The sequence below is a fragment of the Pseudophaeobacter flagellatus genome (assembly GCF_021228235.1).
Lineage (GTDB): Bacteria > Pseudomonadota > Alphaproteobacteria > Rhodobacterales > Rhodobacteraceae > Pseudophaeobacter > Pseudophaeobacter flagellatus.
The window spans coordinates 83,650-101,980 of sequence record NZ_JAJQRG010000003.1; the positions used below are offsets into that span (position 1 = coordinate 83,650).

Consider the following 18,331-nt stretch of genomic DNA (forward strand, 5'->3'; position numbering starts at 1 on the left):
AGGGAGGACAAGGAATGAACTATAAGGCGCTTACCGCCATCGCTGTCGCACTGAGCCTGCCGCTTTCTGCCTATGCGGATGCGGACGACGATACGCTGGTGCTCAACGAAGAAGACACGCTGGTGACAAAAACCGCAGCCCCCGCCCATGTGGCGGATGCGCTGGACGAGATCATGTCCGGCTGGCACTTCCGCTCGGATGAAACCCAGGCCCTGCAGATGGACGATTTTGAAAACCCCGCCATGGTGTTTGTCGACAAGGCCTATGATGCCTGGAACACCGCTGAGGGATCCGAGGGCAAATCCTGCGCCTCTTGTCACGATGACGTGGAAGAGAGCATGGCAGGCGTGCGCGCGGTCTATCCCAAGTGGAACGAAGCGGCCGGCGAAGTGCGCACCCTTGCGATGCAGGTCAATGACTGCCGCGAAAACCAGATGGGTGCCAAGGCGTGGAAATACACGGGCGGTGATATGACCGCGATGGAGGCGCTGATCTCGGTGCAGTCGCGCGGCATGCCGGTCAATGTGGCTATCGACGGCCCGGCCCAGTCTGCCTGGGAACAGGGCAAAGAGTTGTATTACACCCGCACCGGCCAGCTGGAACTGTCCTGTGCCAATTGCCACGAGGACAGCTATGGCAAGATGATCCGCGCGGATCACCTGAGCCAGGGCCACATCAACGGCTTTCCGACCTATCGTCTGAAAAACGCCAAGCTCAACAACGTGCAGGCCCGCTTCAAAGGCTGCGTGCGCGACACCCGCGCCGAGACCTACAAGCCCGGCTCGTCAGAGTTTGTGGCGCTGGAACTCTATGTCGCGTCCCGCGGCAATGGCCTCTCGGTCGAGGGCCCTTCGGTCCGCAACTAAACACATCTGCACCCCGCGTCTGTTCTGGCGTGGGGTGTTTCGCTCTTATCTAATTCATAAATGCGAATATGAATCATATTTGCCGCTTATGGTTGCACAGGATGATAGATAGACATGATCTCGCGCCGTGATTTTTTGCAGGTCTCAATGGCCACCACCGCCTTGGTAGGGGCCTCTGGTTTTGGCAACTGGGGCCGTCTGGCCGCGCAGCAAAGCCTGACACAGGATCAGCTGCTGCAGTTTGACACCTATGGCAATATCAGCCTGATCCACATCACTGATATCCATGGGCAGCTGAAACCGATCTATTTCCGCGAACCTTCGGTCAACCTGGGCGTTGGTGGCAACAAGGGTCATGTGCCCCATATCACCGGTGCCGATTTCCGCCGTGCCTATGGCATCAATGATGGCAGCCCTTCGGCCTATGCGCTGACCCATGATGATTTCTCGGCGCTGGCGCAGGGCTATGGCCGGGTTGGCGGGCTGGACCGGGTGTCCACTGTGATCAACGCCATCCGGGCTGATCGCCCCGATGCGCTGTTGCTGGATGGCGGCGATACCTGGCATGGCTCCTACACCTGCCATCAGACGGCGGGCCAGGATATGGTCAACGTGATGAACGCGCTGAAGCCTGACGCCATGACCTTTCACTGGGAATTCACGCTTGGGTCAGACCGGGTGAATGAAATTGTCGAAGGCCTGCCCTTTGCGGCACTGGGGCAGAATATCTTTGATTCTGAATGGGATGAACCGGCCGAGCTGTTTAAACCCTACAAGTTCTTTGACCGGGGCGGCGCCAAAGTGGCTGTCATTGGTCAGGCCTTTCCCTATATGCCCATTGCCAACCCCGGCTGGATGTTCCCGGAATACTCCTTTGGGATCCGTGATGAGCACATGCAGGAGATGGTTGATGAGGTCCGCGCAGCGGGTGCCGATGTGGTGGTTCTGCTGTCGCACAACGGCTTTGACGTGGATAAGAAAATGGCCGGTGTTGTCAGCGGCATTGACGTCATCTTGTCGGGCCACACCCATGATGCGCTGCCAGAACCGGTTTTGATCGGCAAGACGCATATCATTGCGTCCGGCTCCAATGGTAAGTTTGTATCCCGTGTAGATCTGGATGTGCGTGACGGCCAGATGATGGGCATTCGCCATAAGCTGATCCCGATCTTTGCAGATGTGATTGCACCCGATCCGGTGATCTCGCAGTTGATTGACGAGCAGCGCGCCCCCTATGCCGACCAGTTGGCCGAGGTGATTGGGCAGACCGATTCCCTGTTGTACCGGCGTGGCAATTTCAACGGCACTTGGGATGATCTGATCTGTGATGCCCTGCTCAGCGAACGTGAAGCCGATATCGCCATGTCGCCCGGCGTGCGGTGGGGACCATCGCTGGTGCCGGGCGATGACATCACCCGCGAAGACATCTGGAACGTGACCTCGATGAGCTATGGCGCGGCCTACCGGTCAGAGATGACCGGGGAATTCATCAAGGTGATCCTTGAAGACGTCGCCGATAACATCTTTAACCCGGATCCCTATTACCAGCAGGGCGGTGACATGGTGCGCATTGGTGGCATGGGCTACCGGATCGACATCACCAAACCGCAGGGCGAACGCATCAGCGAGATGACCCTGCTGAAAACCGGTGAAATGATCGATGCCGACAAATCCTATGTTGTGTCCGGCTGGGCTAGCGTGAATGAGGGGACCGAAGGCCCGATGATCTGGGATGTGGTCGAGGATCATATCCGCAAGCAGGGAACCGTCTCTGTGAACCCGAATACAACGGTCAAGGTGGTGGGCGCTTAACCCCTGCATTTGGGGCGCCGCTCTGGGGTCTGGCCCGGGCGGCGCTTCGTTTGACCAAAATTTTTTGCGCTGATAAATTCAAAAACACGAATTTATCGATGTGAGGAGAAGAGAAAATGAGCGACAAAGCAGATAAATTTGTGCCCTCGCGCCGCCAGTTTCTGGCCGGAGCTGCGGCGGCTGGGGCAGGTGCCGCAGCCACGGGTGCGGCGCAGGCCGCCGGGCAGGCGGATCCGCTGATCACCGAGGTACAGGACTGGGCCAGCGGCCTAGGCGATGGTGTTGATGCCACCCCCTACGGGTTGCCTATCCGGTTTGAACAGGATGTGGTGCGGCGCAATGTGGAATGGCTGACAGCCGATACCATTTCCTCGATCAATTTCACGCCCATTCATGCACTTGACGGCACCATCACGCCGCAGGGCTGCGCCTTTGAGCGGCATCATTCGGGTGCTATCGAACTGGCGAAAGAAGACTACCGGCTGATGATCAACGGGCTGGTCGACCGCCCGCTGGTGTTCTCTTATGCCGATCTAGAGCGCTTTCCCCGCGAAAACCGGGTGTATTTCTGCGAATGCGCGGCAAATTCTGGCATGGAATGGGCGGGTGCCCAGCTGAACGGTGCGCAGTTCACCCATGGCATGATCCATAATATGGAATATTCGGGGGTCTCTCTGCGCAGTCTGCTGGAAGAGGCCGGGCTGGCGGCTGCAGGCGATTTCAAGGACAAATGGGTCTATGTAGAGGGCGCGGATGCCTCCTCCAATGGGCGTTCCATTCCGCTGGAAAAGGCGCTGGATGATGTTCTGGTGGCCTTCAAGGCCAATGGCGAAGCCCTGCGCAAGGAACATGGCTATCCTGTCCGTCTGGTTGTGCCCGGCTGGGAAGGCAACATGTGGATCAAGTGGCTGCGCCGTATCGAGGTGACGGATGGCCCGGTCGAGAGCCGCGAAGAGACCTCTAAATACACCGATACAATGGAAGATGGCTCGGCGCGTAAATGGACCTGGGAGATGGATGCAAAATCCGTCATCACCAGCCCCAGCCCGCAGGCGCCTATTACCCATGGCACTGGCCCGCTGGTGATCACTGGACTTGCCTGGTCCGGGCGCGGCGCGATCACGGGCGTTGATGTGTCGAAGGATGGTGGCAAGACCTGGGCTGAGGCCCGTCTGGCGGCGCCAGGCACCGACAAGGCGCTGACTCGGTTCTACCTGGATACCGATTGGGACGGCTCTGAAATGCTGCTGCAGGCCCGTGCACGAGACAGCTCTGGCTATGTACAGCCGACCAAGACGCAGCTGCGCGAGGTGCGCGGACTGAACTCTATTTACCATAATAATGCCATCCAGACCTGGTGGGTCAAAGCCGATGGGGAGGCAGAAAATGTCGAAGTTTCCTAAATACCTGGCAGCAGGGGTTTTTGCCCTTACCTGTGGCACCCCGCTATGGGCTGATGGCTTAGGTCTGGGGCGTGTGGCGCTGCCAGAAGAGATCGCCGCCTGGGATCTCGACGTATCGCCAGACGGGACTGGCCTGCCGCCGGGGTCTGGCGATGTCTGGACCGGCGAAGAGATCTTTGCTGAGAAATGCGCCGTCTGCCATGGCGATTTTGCCGAAGGGGTTGGTAACTGGCCCAAACTCGCTGGCGGGCGTGGCACGCTGGACCGCGAGGATCCACTGAAAACTGTCGGGTCATACTGGCCCTACCTGTCAACCGGCTGGGATTATATCAATCGCTCAATGCCCTTTGGCGCGGCGCAGACGCTGGAGCCGGATGAAGTCTATGCAATCCTGGCCTATATTCTGTATTCCAACGATCTGGTGGACGAGGATTTCACCCTCTCACAAGAGAACTTCACCTCTGTTTCAATGCCAAATGCGCAGGGTTTCTTTGTCGATGACCGGCTGACAAGCGAGCAGTATTTCTGGACCACAGAGCCCTGCATGCAAGACTGCAAAGAGACGGTTGAAATTACCATGCGAGCGCGGGTTCTTGATGTAACACCGGAAGAAACCGCCGCGTCCGAGGCCGGGACCGCAAGCGCCGCTGAAGCCACAGAAGCCACAGAAGCCACAGAAGCCGTTGAAGCGGCCCCGGTGGTGCAAGAGGATCCGGTTGAAGAGGCAGCGGTTTTGTTGGACCCGGAATTGGTCGCCAAGGGGGGCAAGGTGTTCAAGAAATGCAAGGCCTGCCATCGGGTGGGCGAGGGGGCCAAGAACGGTACCGGCCCCGTGCTGAACGCGATTGTCGGAAGCACGGCAGGGCAGGTTGACGGTTTTCGCTATTCCAAGGTGATGACCGCTGCGGGCGAGGACGGTCTGATCTGGAACGAAGCTGAACTTGCCGCCTTTCTGACCAAGCCGCGCGCATACATGAAGGGGACAAAGATGTCCTTTGCAGGCCTGCGCAAAGAGGCGGATATCGAGGCCATTCTTGCCTATCTGAAAAGCTTGGACTAGGCTGCTTGGCCAGTTTTGGCGGCCCGTTTTGGTAGTATGTGGCGCAGGCTCCGGAACTCTCCGGAGCCTGCGTTTTCGTTTCCGCCAGCAGGCAGAGCAGATATAAAGAGAAATGCGCGACATAAACCCGACGCCATTAACCTCATCATCATGAATTTTAGACAACTTGGCCCGCAACGTTGATTCAAATTGAGACCTAGAGGTGGTGTATGAGTGATTGGACTTCTGGCTATGTGGCCGATGTTGACTACACGCATGATTTTTTCCACGAGATGACACCGGCTGTGCTGGCTCTGTCTGCGACCTCTCGCGGGCAGAAACACGGGCTGAACCAAAAACGGCTCAGCTATTGTGAGCTGGGCTGCGGCCAGGGATTTACCGCGAATCTTTTGGCGGCGGCGAACCCGCATATAGAGTTCCACGCGATGGATTTCATGCCTGCACATATCGCGGGCGCGCGTGAGCTGGCGACCGAGGCTGGCCTGGATAATGTACATTTCTATGATCGCTCCTTTGCGGATTTCGAAGAGGAAACCGCCCTGCCCAAGCAATTCGATGTGATCGCGCTACATGGGGTGATGAGCTGGGTTTCCAAGGAAAATCAGGACCTTATTGTCGATTTCATTGGCCGCCGCCTGACCGCAGGCGGTATGGTCTATGTCAGCTACAATGTTCTTGCGGCCTGGGCTGCGACAATGCCCTTGCGGCGGGTGCTGCTGGATCACGCGGCACAAAGCTCTTCCCCGACAGAAGACCGGGTGGATGAGGCGCTGGCCTTTGCCGCCAAGCTGGAAGCGACCGGCGCCAAGTTCTTCACCATCAATCCTTCGGCCAGTTCGCGTCTGGGCAGTGCCAAGAATATGTCGCGCAAGTATCTGGCGCATGAGCTGTTCAATGCCGACTGGACGCCGTTCCATTTTGGCGATCTCGCGGCGCATCTGGATCAGGCCAAGCTGAGCTTTGTTGGCTCTTCCTGTATGCTGGACCATGTGGCGGACATCTCTCTGACGCCGCAGCAGGGTGAACTGCTTGCGGCCGAAAGTGACCCGGTACAGCGTGAAAACCTGCGCGATGTTATGGTGAATGAACAGTTCCGGTCTGACCTGTTTGTAAAGGGGCCACGCCAGCACACCGAACGCAGTGCCATTGGCGCCTGGTTCGAAACCCCGCTAGCCCTGATGCAGCGCTACAATGGCGGCGTGCTCAAGCTTAGCTGGCGTCTGGGCGAGATCACGCTGGATCACGACCAGTACGCGCCCATTCTAGAGGCCCTGGCAGCAGGCCCGGCCACAGTGCGCAGCCTGTTGGATCAAGGCGTATTCGGGCGCATGACCTGGGGCGAAATTTCCCGCCTTCTGACCATCCTTGTCGGATCTGGCACCCTGTCGCCCTGTTTGCCGCTGGAAGGGCGCGCTGCGCGCGAGGCACGCTGCCAGGCCTTCAATCTGGCTCTGTGCAAACGGGCTGAAGACAGCGATACCCTGCGTTTTCTGGCCTCTCCGGTGACGGGCGGCGGTGTTGAGTTTGATCGCTTTGAGCAGCTGTTCCTGCTGGCGCTGAGCGAGGGCAAGACGCATCCCAACCAATGGGCCGACTTGGTCTGGGGGATTTTGTCGGCGCAGGGCCAACGTGTACACCACGAAGGACGCATGCTTGAGAGTGACGCGGAAAACCTAGCGGTTTTGCAGGTGCGGGCGGCGAATTTTGCCGTGCGTCGCTTGCCGCTTTGCGTCACTCTTGGGTTGTGCTTGCCGCTACAGGAAGGGTTTACAGTCCCAGACCTGCAAGAAGATGTCGACCTGGATGATACAGAGCTTCCCCGCCAGCTTCGCGGTGTTGCCTGAGCGTGGTCTCTGGGGCCGCTGACAAGACGCCAGATCTGATCCCCCGCAGCCATGCCTGTGGGGGGGGCTGTGATCAGGGGCAGCTGCGCCCTGCCTCTAGCCCCAACCTTTGCGAAAGAAATGCGGTGAGGCACCAAATCGGCGTTTGAACTGGCGCGAAAAATGGGTCGAATTGTTAAAGCCAGAGGCCAGTGCGATTTCTGTCACGCTCATTGAGGTTTCATTCATCAGGGCAAAGGCATGGGCAAGGCGCATGTCAAAATAGACATGCATTGGGCTTTGGTTCAGATAGCGTGAAAACAGTCGTTCCAATTGGCGCCGAGAGATATCCAGCTGGGCGCAGAGATCGCCAATAGAGAGCGGATCTTCGATGGCGGATTGCATCAGCTGCAGCGCATTCAGCAGGCGCTGGTTGCGGCTGCCGATGGCTACGGCAAAGTTGGATTTCTGCGGCACTGCCTGCCCACCCGAGCGCACATGCAGGCACATATCGGCAACGATGATCGCCAGTTGTTTGCCGTGGCGCGCCTCGATCAGGTTGAGCATCAGATCGGTGGCCGCATTGCCGCCGCCGCAGGTCATCAGGGCGCCACTTATTTCAAAGGTATTGGCCGTGGGGTACAGATCCGGATAGCTTTCCTGAAAGCCGGGCTGATTTTCCCAGTGCAGGGTAAAGGGCTGATCACGGATCAGCCCGGCCTGGGCCAGGGCAAAGGCGCCAGTACAGATGCCGCCGATAGAGCGGCCAAACCGGCTTTCGCGCCGCAGCCAGTTGAGCGTCGCCTCACCTGCGGTGGACTGCGGCTCGACCCCAGCGCAGACAAAGCCCAAAGCATCCGCAGGCAGGGGTTGCAGGGGCATGTCAGGGGTGACCTTCATGCCATTTGAACAGCGGATTGGCGCGCCATCCTCGGTTAGGATGAACCAGCGATAAAGCTTGGAATTGGTGACCTGATTGGCAATGCGCAGAGGTTCGATTGCGGCCGCAACCGCCAGCATTGTCGCCTTGGGCAGCAGCAGGAAGTAAAAATCTTGTGGTGCCCCGGCAAAGGGCACGGCCAGGGTGGCAGCGGCACCCTTTTGCACAAAATTGTCATCTGTCATGGCATGGTCCTGGTCCAAAGGCGTGAGAGACCCCCAAGGGGTTCAGGCGGGAGACAGGTCAATACCGGTGGAGGGACGGCAAAATGCGACATCCCACCGGGGGCCGGGGCTGGCCTCTCTTGCTTTGCGTTTACGGGGTATTCCTGCGGATCTGCCCTAAGATTACGACTGCGCTCCGATGATTTGCGACGCTGGTGCTACAGACGCATTGCAGCGGGGTGTTGCAATGGGGACAGCTGCGTAAAAACAACGGTCGGCCCTTGCAGGCCCAAGGGGGCAATACTAAGACTCAGGTAACACTCGTCGGGTATGGTACCAGACATAACACAACGCAGGCAGGTTCGCATGAATGATCCAAGAGAAACTTATATGAATACCCTCGTGCCCATGGTGGTCGAACAGACCAGCCGGGGAGAGCGAGCCTATGATATCTTTTCGCGCCTGCTGAAAGAGCGGATCATCTTTTTGAATGGACCCGTGCATGACGGCATGTCCTCGCTGATCGTGGCGCAGCTGCTGCATCTTGAGGCAGAGAATCCTTCGAAAGAGATCTCGATGTATATCAACTCCCCCGGCGGTGTTGTGACCTCGGGCCTGTCGATTTATGATACCATGCAGTATATCAAACCCAAGGTTTCGACCCTGGTGATTGGCCAGGCGGCCTCTATGGGGTCGTTGCTGCTGACGGCTGGTGAAAAAGGCATGCGTTTCTCGCTGCCCAATTCTCGCGTCATGGTGCACCAGCCATCTGGTGGTTTTCAGGGCCAGGCGACGGATATCATGATTCACGCTGAAGAGACCCTGAAGCTGAAGCGGCGCTTGAACGAGATCTATGTCAAGCACACCGGCCAGGAGCTGGAGAAGGTCGAAGCGGCGCTAGAACGTGACAATTTCATGGATCCCGAAGAGGCCAAGGCCTTTGGCCTGATCGACGAGATCGTTGAAAATCGCGCCAAAGGTGACGACGAGGAGAGCTGAGGCTCGCCTAAGTGAACGAGCATATGCCCCGCATTCGCCGGGGCATATATTTTGACATTGTGGCGGCGGGTGGGCTGTCATAAGCTGGCCAAAAGGCGGAGAGCCCGGCGACGCCGGTTGTCCGAGCGGACTGAAAGGTAGACCATGGCGACGAATTCGAGTGGCGACAGCAAGAACACGCTTTACTGCAGCTTCTGTGGCAAAAGCCAACATGAGGTGCGCAAACTGATTGCGGGCCCCACCGTGTTCATCTGCGACGAATGCGTTGAGCTGTGCATGGATATCATCCGGGAGGAAACCAAGGCTTCTGGGTTGAAGGCAACCGATGGCGTGCCGAGCCCGAAAGACATCTGCCAGGTGCTGGATGACTATGTGATTGGTCAGGCCATGGCGAAAAAAGTGCTCTCGGTGGCGGTGCATAACCATTACAAACGGCTTAATCATGCCCAAAAAGCGGGCAGTGATATCGAGCTGGCCAAATCCAACATCCTGCTGATCGGCCCCACCGGCTGCGGTAAGACCTTGCTGGCGCAGACCTTGGCGCGCATCCTGGATGTGCCCTTTACCATGGCTGATGCCACTACCCTGACAGAGGCCGGCTATGTTGGTGAGGATGTTGAAAACATCATCCTCAAGCTCTTGCAGGCCTCGGAATATAACGTCGAGCGGGCGCAGCGTGGCATTGTCTATATTGATGAAGTCGACAAAATCACCCGCAAGTCGGAAAACCCGTCGATCACCCGCGATGTCTCGGGCGAGGGGGTGCAGCAGGCGCTGCTGAAACTGATGGAAGGCACCGTTGCAAGCGTGCCACCGCAGGGCGGGCGGAAACATCCACAGCAGGAATTCTTGCAGGTCGACACGACAAATATCTTGTTCATCTGCGGCGGCGCTTTTGCGGGTTTGGATCGAATCATCGCGCAGCGCGGCAAGGGCTCGGCGATGGGTTTTGGCGCCGATGTGCGCAACAATGACGACCGCGGCGTTGGCGAAATCTTCCAGGATCTGGAGCCTGAGGATCTGCTGAAGTTTGGTCTGATCCCTGAATTTGTTGGCCGTCTGCCGGTTCTGGCAACTCTGGAGGATCTGGATGAAGATGCCCTGGTGACCATCCTGACCAAGCCGAAGAACGCGCTGGTGAAGCAGTATCAACGCCTGTTTGAGCTGGAAGACACCGAGCTGGACTTTACCGAAGAGGCGCTAAGCGCCATCGCAAAACGTGCGATTCAACGTAAAACCGGTGCCCGTGGTCTGCGTTCTATTCTTGAGGATCTGCTGCTGGAAACCATGTTTGAGCTGCCCGGTATGGAAAGCGTCACGAAGGTGGTGGTCAACGAAGAGGCGGTTACATCCGATGCCCAGCCGTTGATGATCTACACCGATGCAGAAGCAGAAAAAGAGCCCGCGTCAGCGAGCTGAGCCTGTGATGCGTGATGCAGGGAGCCTAAAACCCTGATCTGTTTTGAGCGGCCAATGTCTTGATGACATTGGCCGTTTTCTATTGGTACAGAGGGGTCATACAGGTAAATGGGGTCTTAGCATACTGGAGTTGCAGCCTTGGGGGCTTTGTCCCATCGCGCCCGTTGGGCGCTCCCCCCAGGATATTTTGGGCCAAATGAAAGGAACAGAGAATGGCTAGGATCAGACGTATTTCATCGGGTGGAGAATTTGAGGCCAAGGTCGGCTATTGCCGTGCTGTAGTAGCGGGCGGTTTTGTACATGTGGCAGGCACCGTTGGTCAGGGTGAGGATGTGCTGAGCCAGTGTCAGTCAGCACTGGACATAATCGGCAAGGCCCTGGCGGAGGTGGGGGGCTCTTTTGCGGATGTGGTGCGGGTGAACTATTACCTGCCAGATGCCAAAGAATTTGCGCCCTGCTGGCCGTTGCTGGCGGAAACATTTGGTGGCAATCCGCCAGCAGCCACGATGATTGAAACGGGGCTGATTGATCCGAAATACCGCATTGAGATCGAAGTGACGGCGCTGGCGCCACCTCCCTAAGTATTGGGTCGAATGGGCCTGTATCCTAGCGGTTGAGGTGGAGGAAAGTACAACCCTGTGCCCTGTTCAGGAGGGGCAGGCTGTCGCTGTCAATATCTTTGCGCCGCATGATTGCTGTCTCGCTAAACCATAATCGCCCTGTTTTTATCGACCATCGAGTTGCGGCCCGATCGGGGCGCGGGTTGCTTGTGCTGTGGCTGGTACGCTTGCAGGCTGTACGGTGGGGCGCCTCCCTCTCGCGCATTGCTTGGCAATACCCTGCCGGGCAACGGAGGAAACAGATCAGCATCCGTGGTGCGATGCGTGGAAAGGTGGTCAAGACAACAATCCCCGACACGCCAGCGCCCTGTCCGCGCTAAGGTGAACCGCGTGTTCTGGGCGCGAGCGTCGAGCCCGATCTGGAACAGGCCCTGCATGAACGGCGGTCGGTCCAGAACGGTGGGCAATATTTGTCCATTCGATACACCGAGCGTCTGGTCGACGCCGGGAGCGAACCATCGGTCGGCAGCCTTGGTGACCCTTATGACAACGGTCTTGCTGAGACAATAAACGGTCGCTCCAAAACCGAGCGGGTCCACCGCCAAGGCCCGTGGCGCAATCTGCAGGATCTGGAAATGGCCGCCTTGGATGGGTCGGTTCGTTCAACAACCGCCGACGGCTCGGACCCCTCGGAAACATCCCGCCGACAGAGGCAAAAGAGAACTTTTATGCACTGCGTGATCTGCTCGATGTGGTCGCGTGAAGTGAAGCAAAGGCAATGGAGTAAAGCCGGGGCGCGCTATCCCTAAAATCTGAACCCGGAGATCGAGAGGGGGCATGGGTCTGCAAATGAGGCTGACGGATCCGTTTGGCAATCGGCTGATCTTTTTGCGGGCAAGCGACGCAGGCTACCGGACCTTAAGGCATTCGTGATAGTTATGCCAAAACCCGCCAGGGGCGTCCCACAGCGCTGCAAGCCACTGGACCTTGGCGGGAAATTACGTCATACGGTTGAGGAAATCTTCGGAGGCATCCATGGGAATCCTGAATACTCTTTTGCGCGCTGTGACATGGTGGAACGGTCAGACGCTGAACACCCAGATCTTTACCGCGCGTAAGGGCGTTAAGGTGGGTGAGGATGATCAGGGCAATGTGTTTTATCACACAGCCGATGACAGTCGCCGTTGGGTGATCTTTAATGGCGAGGTTGAAGCCTCGCGCATTGGCGCTGACTGGCATGGGTGGTTGCATCGCACCTTTGATGACTTGCCCAGCAAAAAGCCACTGGTCCACAAGGACTGGGAAAAGCCGCATCAGGAAAACCTGACGGGCACCCTGCAGGCCTATGCTCCGGCCGGGTCGATCCGCGCAGGGGGCAGCCCACAGCCGCGCAGCGATTACGAGGCTTGGGTCCCGGAATAAGGCTCAGCCTGCGCATGGGTCCTGTCGGACTCGCGTATTTTCTGGGCTAAGGGTGCTTTGCCCTTTGGCCCTTTGTTTGATTTACCCCAAAGATCTAGGCTGAGACCCCAATGTCGCACAATACAACTGAAGTTCTGGCCGGTGGCGTCGTTCTGGCCGTTGCCCTTGGATTTGCCGTCTACGCTGGGCAGGTTGCCGGGCTATCCGCTGCAAGGGGCGGCTATGAGCTGGCGGCCTCTTTCCGATCTTTGGAAGGGGTTAGCGTCGGCACTGATGTGCGCCTGGCCGGTGTCAAGATTGGCACGGTGACGGGCGTTGATCTCAACCAGCAGACCTTTCGCGCCGATACTCGTTTTTCGGTGCTGGAGGGGATCAAAGTGCCCGACGACAGTTCGGTGATTATTTCCTCTGAAGGTCTTTTGGGCGGGAATTTTGTCGAGATTATGCCGGGGGGATCGCCGTATAATTTTGAACCGGGCGATGAGGTGCTTGATACCCAAGGCGCGGTCAGCCTGATTTCACTGCTGGTCAAATTTGTCTCGGGCAGTGGGGGTGATTCGTGAACTTTGGGCGAACAGTTCGACTGCGCCAGCTGGCGGTAGCCTTTGTTCTGGGCCTAGCTGGGCTGCCTGCTGTGGCGCAGGAAGAGCCGGCCGAACGTGGTGTCGCTGCGGTTCTGCGTGGGCTGGATAAGGTCAACGGTCACAATATCGACGTGGATATCCCCACCGGCGGCAGCGCCGAGGTTTTCGGCCTGATCGTTACCCTGACAGAATGCCGCTATCCGGTGGCAAACCCCACAGGCGACGCCTTTGCCTATCTGACTATCCGTGATCCGCAGAATGGCGAGGTGTTCTTTGATGGGTGGATGATTGCCTCTAGCCCGGCGCTGTCAGCGCTGGATCACGCACGCTATGACGTCTGGGTCATCCGCTGCAAGAGCAGCTGAGGTGAGGGGATTTCCGGCGCAGTGAAATCCGCCTGCCGTGCAATGGCCTGCGCCAGACGGGCCTTATAGGTGGCGCGGGGGATTTCTACCGCCCCCAGAGAGGCCAGATGCGGCGTCAGAAACTGCGTATCACAGAGCACAAAGCCAGCCTGGCGCAAGCGATCCATCAGATAGGCCAGGGCAATCTTGGATGCGTCCCGCCGCTGTGAAAACATGCTTTCGCCAAAGAAACCGCCCCCCAGCGAGACGCCGTAAAGGCCGCCAATAAGCTGGCCCTGCTGCCAGACCTCAAGCGAATGGGCATTGCCCATGGCGTGCAGATCCAGGTAGCGGGCATGGATTTCGCGGTTGATCCAGGTCTCTTGCCGGTCTGCGCAGGCCTCAACCACAGTGCCAAAAGCGCGATTGATCGTGATCTCAAACTCGCCGCGACGGATGGTTTTGGCCAATGACCGCGAGATATGAAACCCTTCGATCGGAAAGATGCCCCGGCGTTTGGGGTCCACCCAAAAGATCTCATCGTCGTCGCGGTGCTCGGCCATTGGAAAAACCCCAACGGAATAGGCGTGCAGCAAGAGATCGGGGGTGAGGCTCATCTGGCGAACCGCCTGAAGATCGGAGGAGAGTATGGGCCCAGAGCGGGCAGCAAGGGCATTGGGGCGCAGCATTGTGCCACGCCCCAAGTTTGATCGGGGTCAGCTCCCGAGGTTTTCTTCCAGCCAGCGTTCCAGCCAATGGATGCCATAGTTGCCAGACTGCACGTCTGGTTCGTCCAGCAGCGCGTGGAACAGCGGCACGGTGGTGTCGATGCCGTCAACGATCAACTCGCCCAGGGCGCGGCTGAGGCGCGCCAGAGCTTCGGGACGGTCGCGGCCATGCACGATCAGCTTGCCAATCAAGCTGTCGTAATAGGGCGGGATTGAATAGCCATCATAGAGCGCCGAATCCATCCGCACACCCAGCCCACCGGGGGCGTGGTAGGCGGTGATCTTGCCCGGGCAGGGCGAGAAGTTCGGCAGCTTTTCGGCGTTGATGCGCACCTCGATGGCATGGCCGTTGATCTGCAGATCATCCTGGGTGAAGGACAGCGGCAGCCCGGCAGCAACGCGGATCTGTTCGCGCACCAGATCGACGCCAAAGATGGCTTCGGTCACCGGATGTTCCACCTGCAGGCGGGTGTTCATTTCGATGAAGAAGAACTCGCCAGCTTCATAGAGAAATTCAACGGTCCCGGCGCCAGAGTAGCTCATGGCGGCGACGGCGTCGGCGCAGATCTTGCCGATACGGGCGCGTTCTTCGGCGGTGATGCAGGGGCCGGGGGCCTCTTCAAACACTTTCTGGTGGCGCCGTTGCAGCGAACAGTCCCGTTCGGCCAGATGCACGCCATTGCCCTTGCCATCGCCAAAGACCTGGACTTCGATGTGACGCGGCTTCTGGAGGTATTTCTCCATATAGACTTCGTCATTGCCGAATGCAGCCTTGGCCTCAGAGCGGGCAGTGGAGAAGGCGACATCAATATCAGCAGCCGAGGTGGCCACCTTCATGCCGCGCCCACCGCCACCGGCCGTCGCCTTGATAATCACGGGATACCCCATGTCGGCGGCGGCCTTGCGGGCGCTTTCGACATCTGGAACACCGCCCTCAGAGCCGGGCACAACCGGGATCCCCAGGGCCTTGGCGGTCTCCTTGGCGGTGATCTTATCGCCCATGGTGCGGATATCGGCAGCCGAGGGGCCGATAAAGGTTAGCCCGTGGTCTTCGATGATCTGCACAAAATTGGCGTTTTCCGACAGAAAGCCGTAGCCGGGGTGAACCGCCTGGGCGCCAGTGATTTCGCAGGCCGAAATAATCGCCGGGATCGACAGGTAACTTTGGGCGCCAGCAGGCGGACCGATACAGACGGATTCGTCAGCCATGCGCACATGCATCGCATCGGCATCGGCGGTGGAATGCACCGCAACCGATTTGATGCCCATCTCGCGGCAGGCCCGGATCACGCGCAGCGCAATCTCTCCGCGGTTGGCAATCAGGATCTTGTCAAACATGGGCTGCCCTTACTCGATGATGGCCAGCGGAGATCCGAATTCGACGGCGGCCCCGTCTTCAACCAGGATGCGCTTGACCGTACCGGATTTTGGCGCCGGAATGTGGTTCATGGTTTTCATCGCTTCGACGATCAGCAGGGTGTCGCCTTCGTTGACCTGTTTGCCAACTGTGATGAAGGCGGGGGCACCGGGTTCTGCCTGCAGGTAGACGGTGCCAACCATGGGCGATGTGACCGCACCGGGGTGGCTGGCGGGGTCATCAGCAGGGGCGGCGGCTGCGGCAGCGGGGGCCACAGCGGCAGGGGCGGCAGCGGCGATAGGAACGCTGGCCTGCACGGGTGCGGGGGCGGCGGCGATGATCTGGCGTGCGACGCGCACATTCAGGCTGTCGTCTTCGCTATAGTCGCGCTTGACCTCTAGTTCGGTCAGATCGTTGTCGCGCAGCAATTCGGCCAGTGCCTTGATGAATGCCACATCCGCTTCATGAGTTTTATTTGTCATTTTGTCCTCAGCCGGTTCTGACAGGTCTGCCACATAGGCAGCCAGCAAATTAGATGCGCTTATAGGGTAAGCTTTACCACAAGGAAAGCGCTGTCGATCTGGCGCATAAAATGGGCAGAATTGGCAGGATTCGCAATCGCTGCAGTCAAATTAGCGTCAGGCATTTGTCTCTACAGGGGCATGCCGCTTAGCTTGGCCACCAATTCCGGCAGCTTGCGGGCGTTGAACTTCTGCAACAGATGGGCGCGGTGGGTTTCAATGGTGCGGTATGAGAGGCCCAGCTTTTGGCCGATCTCCTTGGCCGACAGCCCCTTGCAGGTGAGGATCGCCACCTCGCGTTCGCGCGGCGTCAGGCTGACAACAGGGCGGTCTTCGGAGATATCGGCAAAGGACCAGATGCCGGTGCGAAAGGGATCATCCGGCGTGATGGATCGCCCCCGCACCCGGCACCAGAACAATTCACCCGAGCGCCGACGCATGATGCGTTCATCGTTATATAGGCCGCTTTTGGCACCTTCATCCTGCTGCAGCAGCGCGCCGATGCGCTGGTAATCTTCCTGGCTGGGATAGAGATCGGCAATCAGCAGGGCGCTGTACTGGGCAGGGCCACCGCCAAAGGTGGCAGCAAATTGCTGATTGCACCGGATGATCACCCGGTTTTCCAAAACGGCGAGCCCCACAGGGGCATGGTCAAAGGCAATATCGCTCATATCCCCTATTAACCGGGTATTTCTGCGGAATTGAAGGAAAAGCTGCACCATGAGAGGCTGTTTTTGACAGGCTCTTTGTCGCAAAGCTCCGGGGAGGGAGCAGGCAGGGCCGGGTATTCAAGAGGAGATGAGGCGATGAATATCGCGCTATGGCTGCATCGGCAGGCGCAAGCAGATGCTGGGCGCCCGGCAATTTTTCTGGGTCAGGACCTGGTGGAAGACTATTCCAGCTTTCATCAAAAGGCAGCCGCAGTGGCGGGGTGGCTCGGTGGGCAGGGGGTGACCCCCGGCGACCGGGTGGCCTTGTTCATGACGAATTGTCCGGATTACCTGATCACGCTCTATGGTATCTGGTATGCTGGCGCGGCCGCAGTGCCGATCAATGCCAAGCTGCACGGGCGCGAGGCGCAGTTCATCCTGCAGGATTCTGGGGCCAAGCTGGTTTTTACCTCGCCCGGTCAGGACCAGGCCTTGGCGCGCTGTGATGGCGATACTCCTAGCGTGTCGATTACGGATGCTGCCTATGCTGTCGCCCTGGTCCATGCCCCCGTGCAGGCACCGGTGACGCGCGATCCGCAGGATCTGGCCTGGCTGTTTTACACCTCTGGCACCACCGGTCGGCCCAAGGGAGTGCAGATCACCCACCGCATGTTGACCATCGTGTCGCTGGGCTATTTTGCCGATGTCGATGCGGCCAGCAGCGCTGATCAGATTCTCTATGCGGCCCCGATGAGCCACGGAGCCGGGCTCTACAACATGCTGCATGTGCGTGTCGGCGCGGCGCATGTCTGCCCGGCCTCGGGCGGGTTTGACGAGATTGAGATTTTGGATCTGGCCGAACATTTTGGCCGGGTGCAGATGTTTGCCGCCCCTACAATGGTGACGCGGATGACCGCCGTGGCCAAGGCCAGCGGACGGTCGGGGGCAGGCCTGCGCAGCGTGATTTATGCGGGTGGGCCAATGTATCTGGCGGATATCATCGAGGCTGAGGCGCATTTTGGCCCGATCTTCATCCAGATCTACGGCCAGGGGGAATGCCCGATGGGGATCACGGTGTTGACCCGGCAAGAGGTAAGAGATCGCAGCCACCCCAACTGGAAAGGACGTCTGGCCGGGGTGGGGCGGGCGCAAAGCGGGGTGGAACTGCGCATTGGCACAGCGGATGGCACCCCCTTGCCCTGTGGCACGCTGGGGGAAATCATGGTGCGCGGCGATGCAGTGATGCCAGGCTATTGGAATAACCCCGCCGCCAGCGCCGAAAGCTTAAAGGACGGCTGGCTGATGACCGGCGATATGGGGGTTCTGGACGAAGCGGGCTATTTGACCCTGCAGGACCGCTCCAAGGATCTGATCATTTCCGGCGGATCCAATGTCTACCCGCGCGAGGTCGAAGAGGCGCTGCTGGTCCATCCGCAGGTGCAGGAGGTCTCGGTTGTGGGGCGGTCGCACGCGGATTGGGGCGAAGAGGTGGTGGCCTTTGTGGTCGGCCAGGTCGGGGAGGCCGAACTGGATGCCCTGTGCCGCGACCAGATTGCCCGGTTCAAATGCCCCAAGGCCTATATCTTTGTCGCTGAGCTGCCCAAGAACAACTATGGCAAGGTGCTAAAGACAGAGCTGCGCCAGCGATTGCAGCAGGTCTAGCTGCGCGTCCAGGGTAG

17 protein-coding genes and 1 pseudogene are annotated in these 18,331 nt (G+C 58.7%); 13 read left to right on the forward strand and 5 right to left on the reverse strand.

From position 1 onward, the window contains the following. Nucleotides 1-14 precede the first annotated feature (14 nt). The 5 genes from soxA to LRK71_RS06840 all read left to right on the forward strand — a co-directional run bounded on the left by soxA (nt 15) and on the right by LRK71_RS06840 (nt 6,985). A complete protein-coding gene (gene soxA / locus LRK71_RS06820; protein WP_232402091.1) occupies nt 15-866 on the forward strand; it encodes a sulfur oxidation c-type cytochrome SoxA in 852 nt (283 codons plus the stop codon). 114 nt (nt 867-980) lie between these two features. Beyond that, complete coding sequence (soxB, locus tag LRK71_RS06825; protein WP_232402092.1) at nt 981-2,678, forward strand: thiosulfohydrolase SoxB; 1,698 nt, start codon at nt 981-983, stop codon at nt 2,676-2,678. 116 nt (nt 2,679-2,794) lie between these two features. After that, entirely contained in the window at nt 2,795-4,081 is a 1,287-nt protein-coding gene (gene soxC, locus LRK71_RS06830) for a sulfite dehydrogenase (RefSeq protein ID WP_232402093.1), read from the forward strand. After that, a complete protein-coding gene (locus LRK71_RS06835) occupies nt 4,065-5,141 on the forward strand; it encodes a c-type cytochrome (RefSeq protein ID WP_232402094.1) in 1,077 nt (358 codons plus the stop codon). The genes soxC and LRK71_RS06835 overlap by 17 nt, the downstream gene beginning before the upstream one ends. A 209-nt stretch (nt 5,142-5,350) precedes the next feature. Further along, complete coding sequence (locus LRK71_RS06840) at nt 5,351-6,985, forward strand: class I SAM-dependent methyltransferase (protein ID WP_232402095.1); 1,635 nt, start codon at nt 5,351-5,353, stop codon at nt 6,983-6,985. Between the two features lie 96 nt (nt 6,986-7,081). Here LRK71_RS06840 and LRK71_RS06845 read toward each other — a convergent pair whose 3' ends face one another. Further along, entirely contained in the window at nt 7,082-8,089 is a 1,008-nt protein-coding gene (locus LRK71_RS06845; protein WP_232402096.1) for a GlxA family transcriptional regulator, read from the reverse strand. A 345-nt stretch (nt 8,090-8,434) separates the two neighbouring features. Between LRK71_RS06845 and LRK71_RS06850 the strand changes: the two genes are divergently transcribed. From LRK71_RS06850 to LRK71_RS06880, 7 genes and pseudogenes are all read left to right on the forward strand, one after another. After that, nucleotides 8,435-9,067 carry an ATP-dependent Clp protease proteolytic subunit gene (locus LRK71_RS06850; protein ID WP_232402097.1) on the forward strand — a complete coding sequence of 211 codons (633 nt, stop codon included), beginning with the start codon at nt 8,435-8,437 and terminating at the stop codon, nt 9,065-9,067. 144 nt (nt 9,068-9,211) lie between these two features. Further along, nucleotides 9,212-10,486 carry an ATP-dependent Clp protease ATP-binding subunit ClpX gene (gene clpX, locus LRK71_RS06855; protein WP_232402098.1) on the forward strand — a complete coding sequence of 425 codons (1,275 nt, stop codon included), beginning with the start codon at nt 9,212-9,214 and terminating at the stop codon, nt 10,484-10,486. 212 nt (nt 10,487-10,698) lie between these two features. Next, on the forward strand, nt 10,699-11,067 hold the full coding sequence (locus tag LRK71_RS06860; protein ID WP_232402099.1) for a RidA family protein: 369 nt from the start codon (nt 10,699-10,701) through the stop codon (nt 11,065-11,067). A 275-nt stretch (nt 11,068-11,342) separates the two neighbouring features. Continuing rightward, nucleotides 11,343-11,809 (forward strand): annotated as a pseudogene (locus tag LRK71_RS06865) (integrase core domain-containing protein); the annotation flags it as partial. Between the two features lie 272 nt (nt 11,810-12,081). Then, nucleotides 12,082-12,468: an NADH:ubiquinone oxidoreductase subunit NDUFA12 gene (locus LRK71_RS06870; protein ID WP_232402101.1), complete on the forward strand. Its 387-nt coding sequence runs from the start codon at nt 12,082-12,084 to the stop codon at nt 12,466-12,468. Between the two features lie 110 nt (nt 12,469-12,578). Further along, entirely contained in the window at nt 12,579-13,031 is a 453-nt protein-coding gene (mlaD, locus tag LRK71_RS06875; protein WP_232402103.1) for an outer membrane lipid asymmetry maintenance protein MlaD, read from the forward strand. Between the two features lie 47 nt (nt 13,032-13,078). Next, nucleotides 13,079-13,417, forward strand: a complete 339-nt coding sequence (locus LRK71_RS06880; protein ID WP_408635989.1) for a DUF2155 domain-containing protein — start codon at nt 13,079-13,081, stop codon at nt 13,415-13,417. Here LRK71_RS06880 and aat read toward each other — a convergent pair. From aat to LRK71_RS06900, 4 genes are all read right to left on the reverse strand, one after another. After that, on the reverse strand, nt 13,381-14,013 hold the full coding sequence (gene aat / locus LRK71_RS06885) for a leucyl/phenylalanyl-tRNA--protein transferase (RefSeq protein ID WP_232402105.1): 633 nt from the start codon (nt 14,011-14,013) through the stop codon (nt 13,381-13,383). The genes LRK71_RS06880 and aat overlap by 37 nt on opposite strands. Nucleotides 14,014-14,112: 99 nt before the next feature. Then, the gene (gene accC / locus LRK71_RS06890; protein WP_232402106.1) at nt 14,113-15,462 is read right to left on the reverse strand and encodes an acetyl-CoA carboxylase biotin carboxylase subunit; all 1,350 of its coding nucleotides are present in this window, start codon (nt 15,460-15,462) and stop codon (nt 14,113-14,115) included. Nucleotides 15,463-15,471: 9 nt separating this feature from the next. Continuing rightward, complete coding sequence (accB, locus tag LRK71_RS06895; RefSeq protein ID WP_232402108.1) at nt 15,472-15,963, reverse strand: acetyl-CoA carboxylase biotin carboxyl carrier protein; 492 nt, start codon at nt 15,961-15,963, stop codon at nt 15,472-15,474. A 170-nt stretch (nt 15,964-16,133) separates the two neighbouring features. Then, complete coding sequence (locus tag LRK71_RS06900) at nt 16,134-16,673, reverse strand: PAS and helix-turn-helix domain-containing protein (protein ID WP_232402110.1); 540 nt, start codon at nt 16,671-16,673, stop codon at nt 16,134-16,136. Between the two features lie 135 nt (nt 16,674-16,808). Between LRK71_RS06900 and LRK71_RS06905 the strand changes: the two genes are divergently transcribed. Then, on the forward strand, nt 16,809-18,314 hold the full coding sequence (locus tag LRK71_RS06905; protein ID WP_232402111.1) for a class I adenylate-forming enzyme family protein: 1,506 nt from the start codon (nt 16,809-16,811) through the stop codon (nt 18,312-18,314). The last annotated feature ends 17 nt before the right edge of the window (nt 18,315-18,331 follow it).

What these genes read in the sequence shown, in the direction of transcription:
- clpX (WP_232402098.1), top strand. Translation starts at nt 9,212, where the DNA reads ATGGCGACGAATTCGAGTGGCGACAGCAAGAACACGCTTTACTGCAGC.
- LRK71_RS06870 (WP_232402101.1), top strand. Translation starts at nt 12,082, where the DNA reads ATGGGAATCCTGAATACTCTTTTGCGCGCTGTGACATGGTGGAACGGT.
- soxA (WP_232402091.1), top strand. Translation starts at nt 15, where the DNA reads ATGAACTATAAGGCGCTTACCGCCATCGCTGTCGCACTGAGCCTGCCG.
- LRK71_RS06840 (WP_232402095.1), top strand. Translation starts at nt 5,351, where the DNA reads ATGAGTGATTGGACTTCTGGCTATGTGGCCGATGTTGACTACACGCAT.
- LRK71_RS06835 (WP_232402094.1), top strand. Translation starts at nt 4,065, where the DNA reads ATGTCGAAGTTTCCTAAATACCTGGCAGCAGGGGTTTTTGCCCTTACC.
- LRK71_RS06900 (WP_232402110.1), bottom strand. Translation starts at nt 16,673, where the DNA reads ATGAGCGATATTGCCTTTGACCATGCCCCTGTGGGGCTCGCCGTTTTG.
- LRK71_RS06850 (WP_232402097.1), top strand. Translation starts at nt 8,435, where the DNA reads ATGAATGATCCAAGAGAAACTTATATGAATACCCTCGTGCCCATGGTG.
- soxC (WP_232402093.1), top strand. Translation starts at nt 2,795, where the DNA reads ATGAGCGACAAAGCAGATAAATTTGTGCCCTCGCGCCGCCAGTTTCTG.
- LRK71_RS06905 (WP_232402111.1), top strand. Translation starts at nt 16,809, where the DNA reads ATGAATATCGCGCTATGGCTGCATCGGCAGGCGCAAGCAGATGCTGGG.
- aat (WP_232402105.1), bottom strand. Translation starts at nt 14,013, where the DNA reads ATGAGCCTCACCCCCGATCTCTTGCTGCACGCCTATTCCGTTGGGGTT.
- LRK71_RS06860 (WP_232402099.1), top strand. Translation starts at nt 10,699, where the DNA reads ATGGCTAGGATCAGACGTATTTCATCGGGTGGAGAATTTGAGGCCAAG.
- accC (WP_232402106.1), bottom strand. Translation starts at nt 15,462, where the DNA reads ATGTTTGACAAGATCCTGATTGCCAACCGCGGAGAGATTGCGCTGCGC.
- mlaD (WP_232402103.1), top strand. Translation starts at nt 12,579, where the DNA reads ATGTCGCACAATACAACTGAAGTTCTGGCCGGTGGCGTCGTTCTGGCC.
- soxB (WP_232402092.1), top strand. Translation starts at nt 981, where the DNA reads ATGATCTCGCGCCGTGATTTTTTGCAGGTCTCAATGGCCACCACCGCC.
- LRK71_RS06845 (WP_232402096.1), bottom strand. Translation starts at nt 8,089, where the DNA reads ATGACAGATGACAATTTTGTGCAAAAGGGTGCCGCTGCCACCCTGGCC.
- accB (WP_232402108.1), bottom strand. Translation starts at nt 15,963, where the DNA reads ATGACAAATAAAACTCATGAAGCGGATGTGGCATTCATCAAGGCACTG.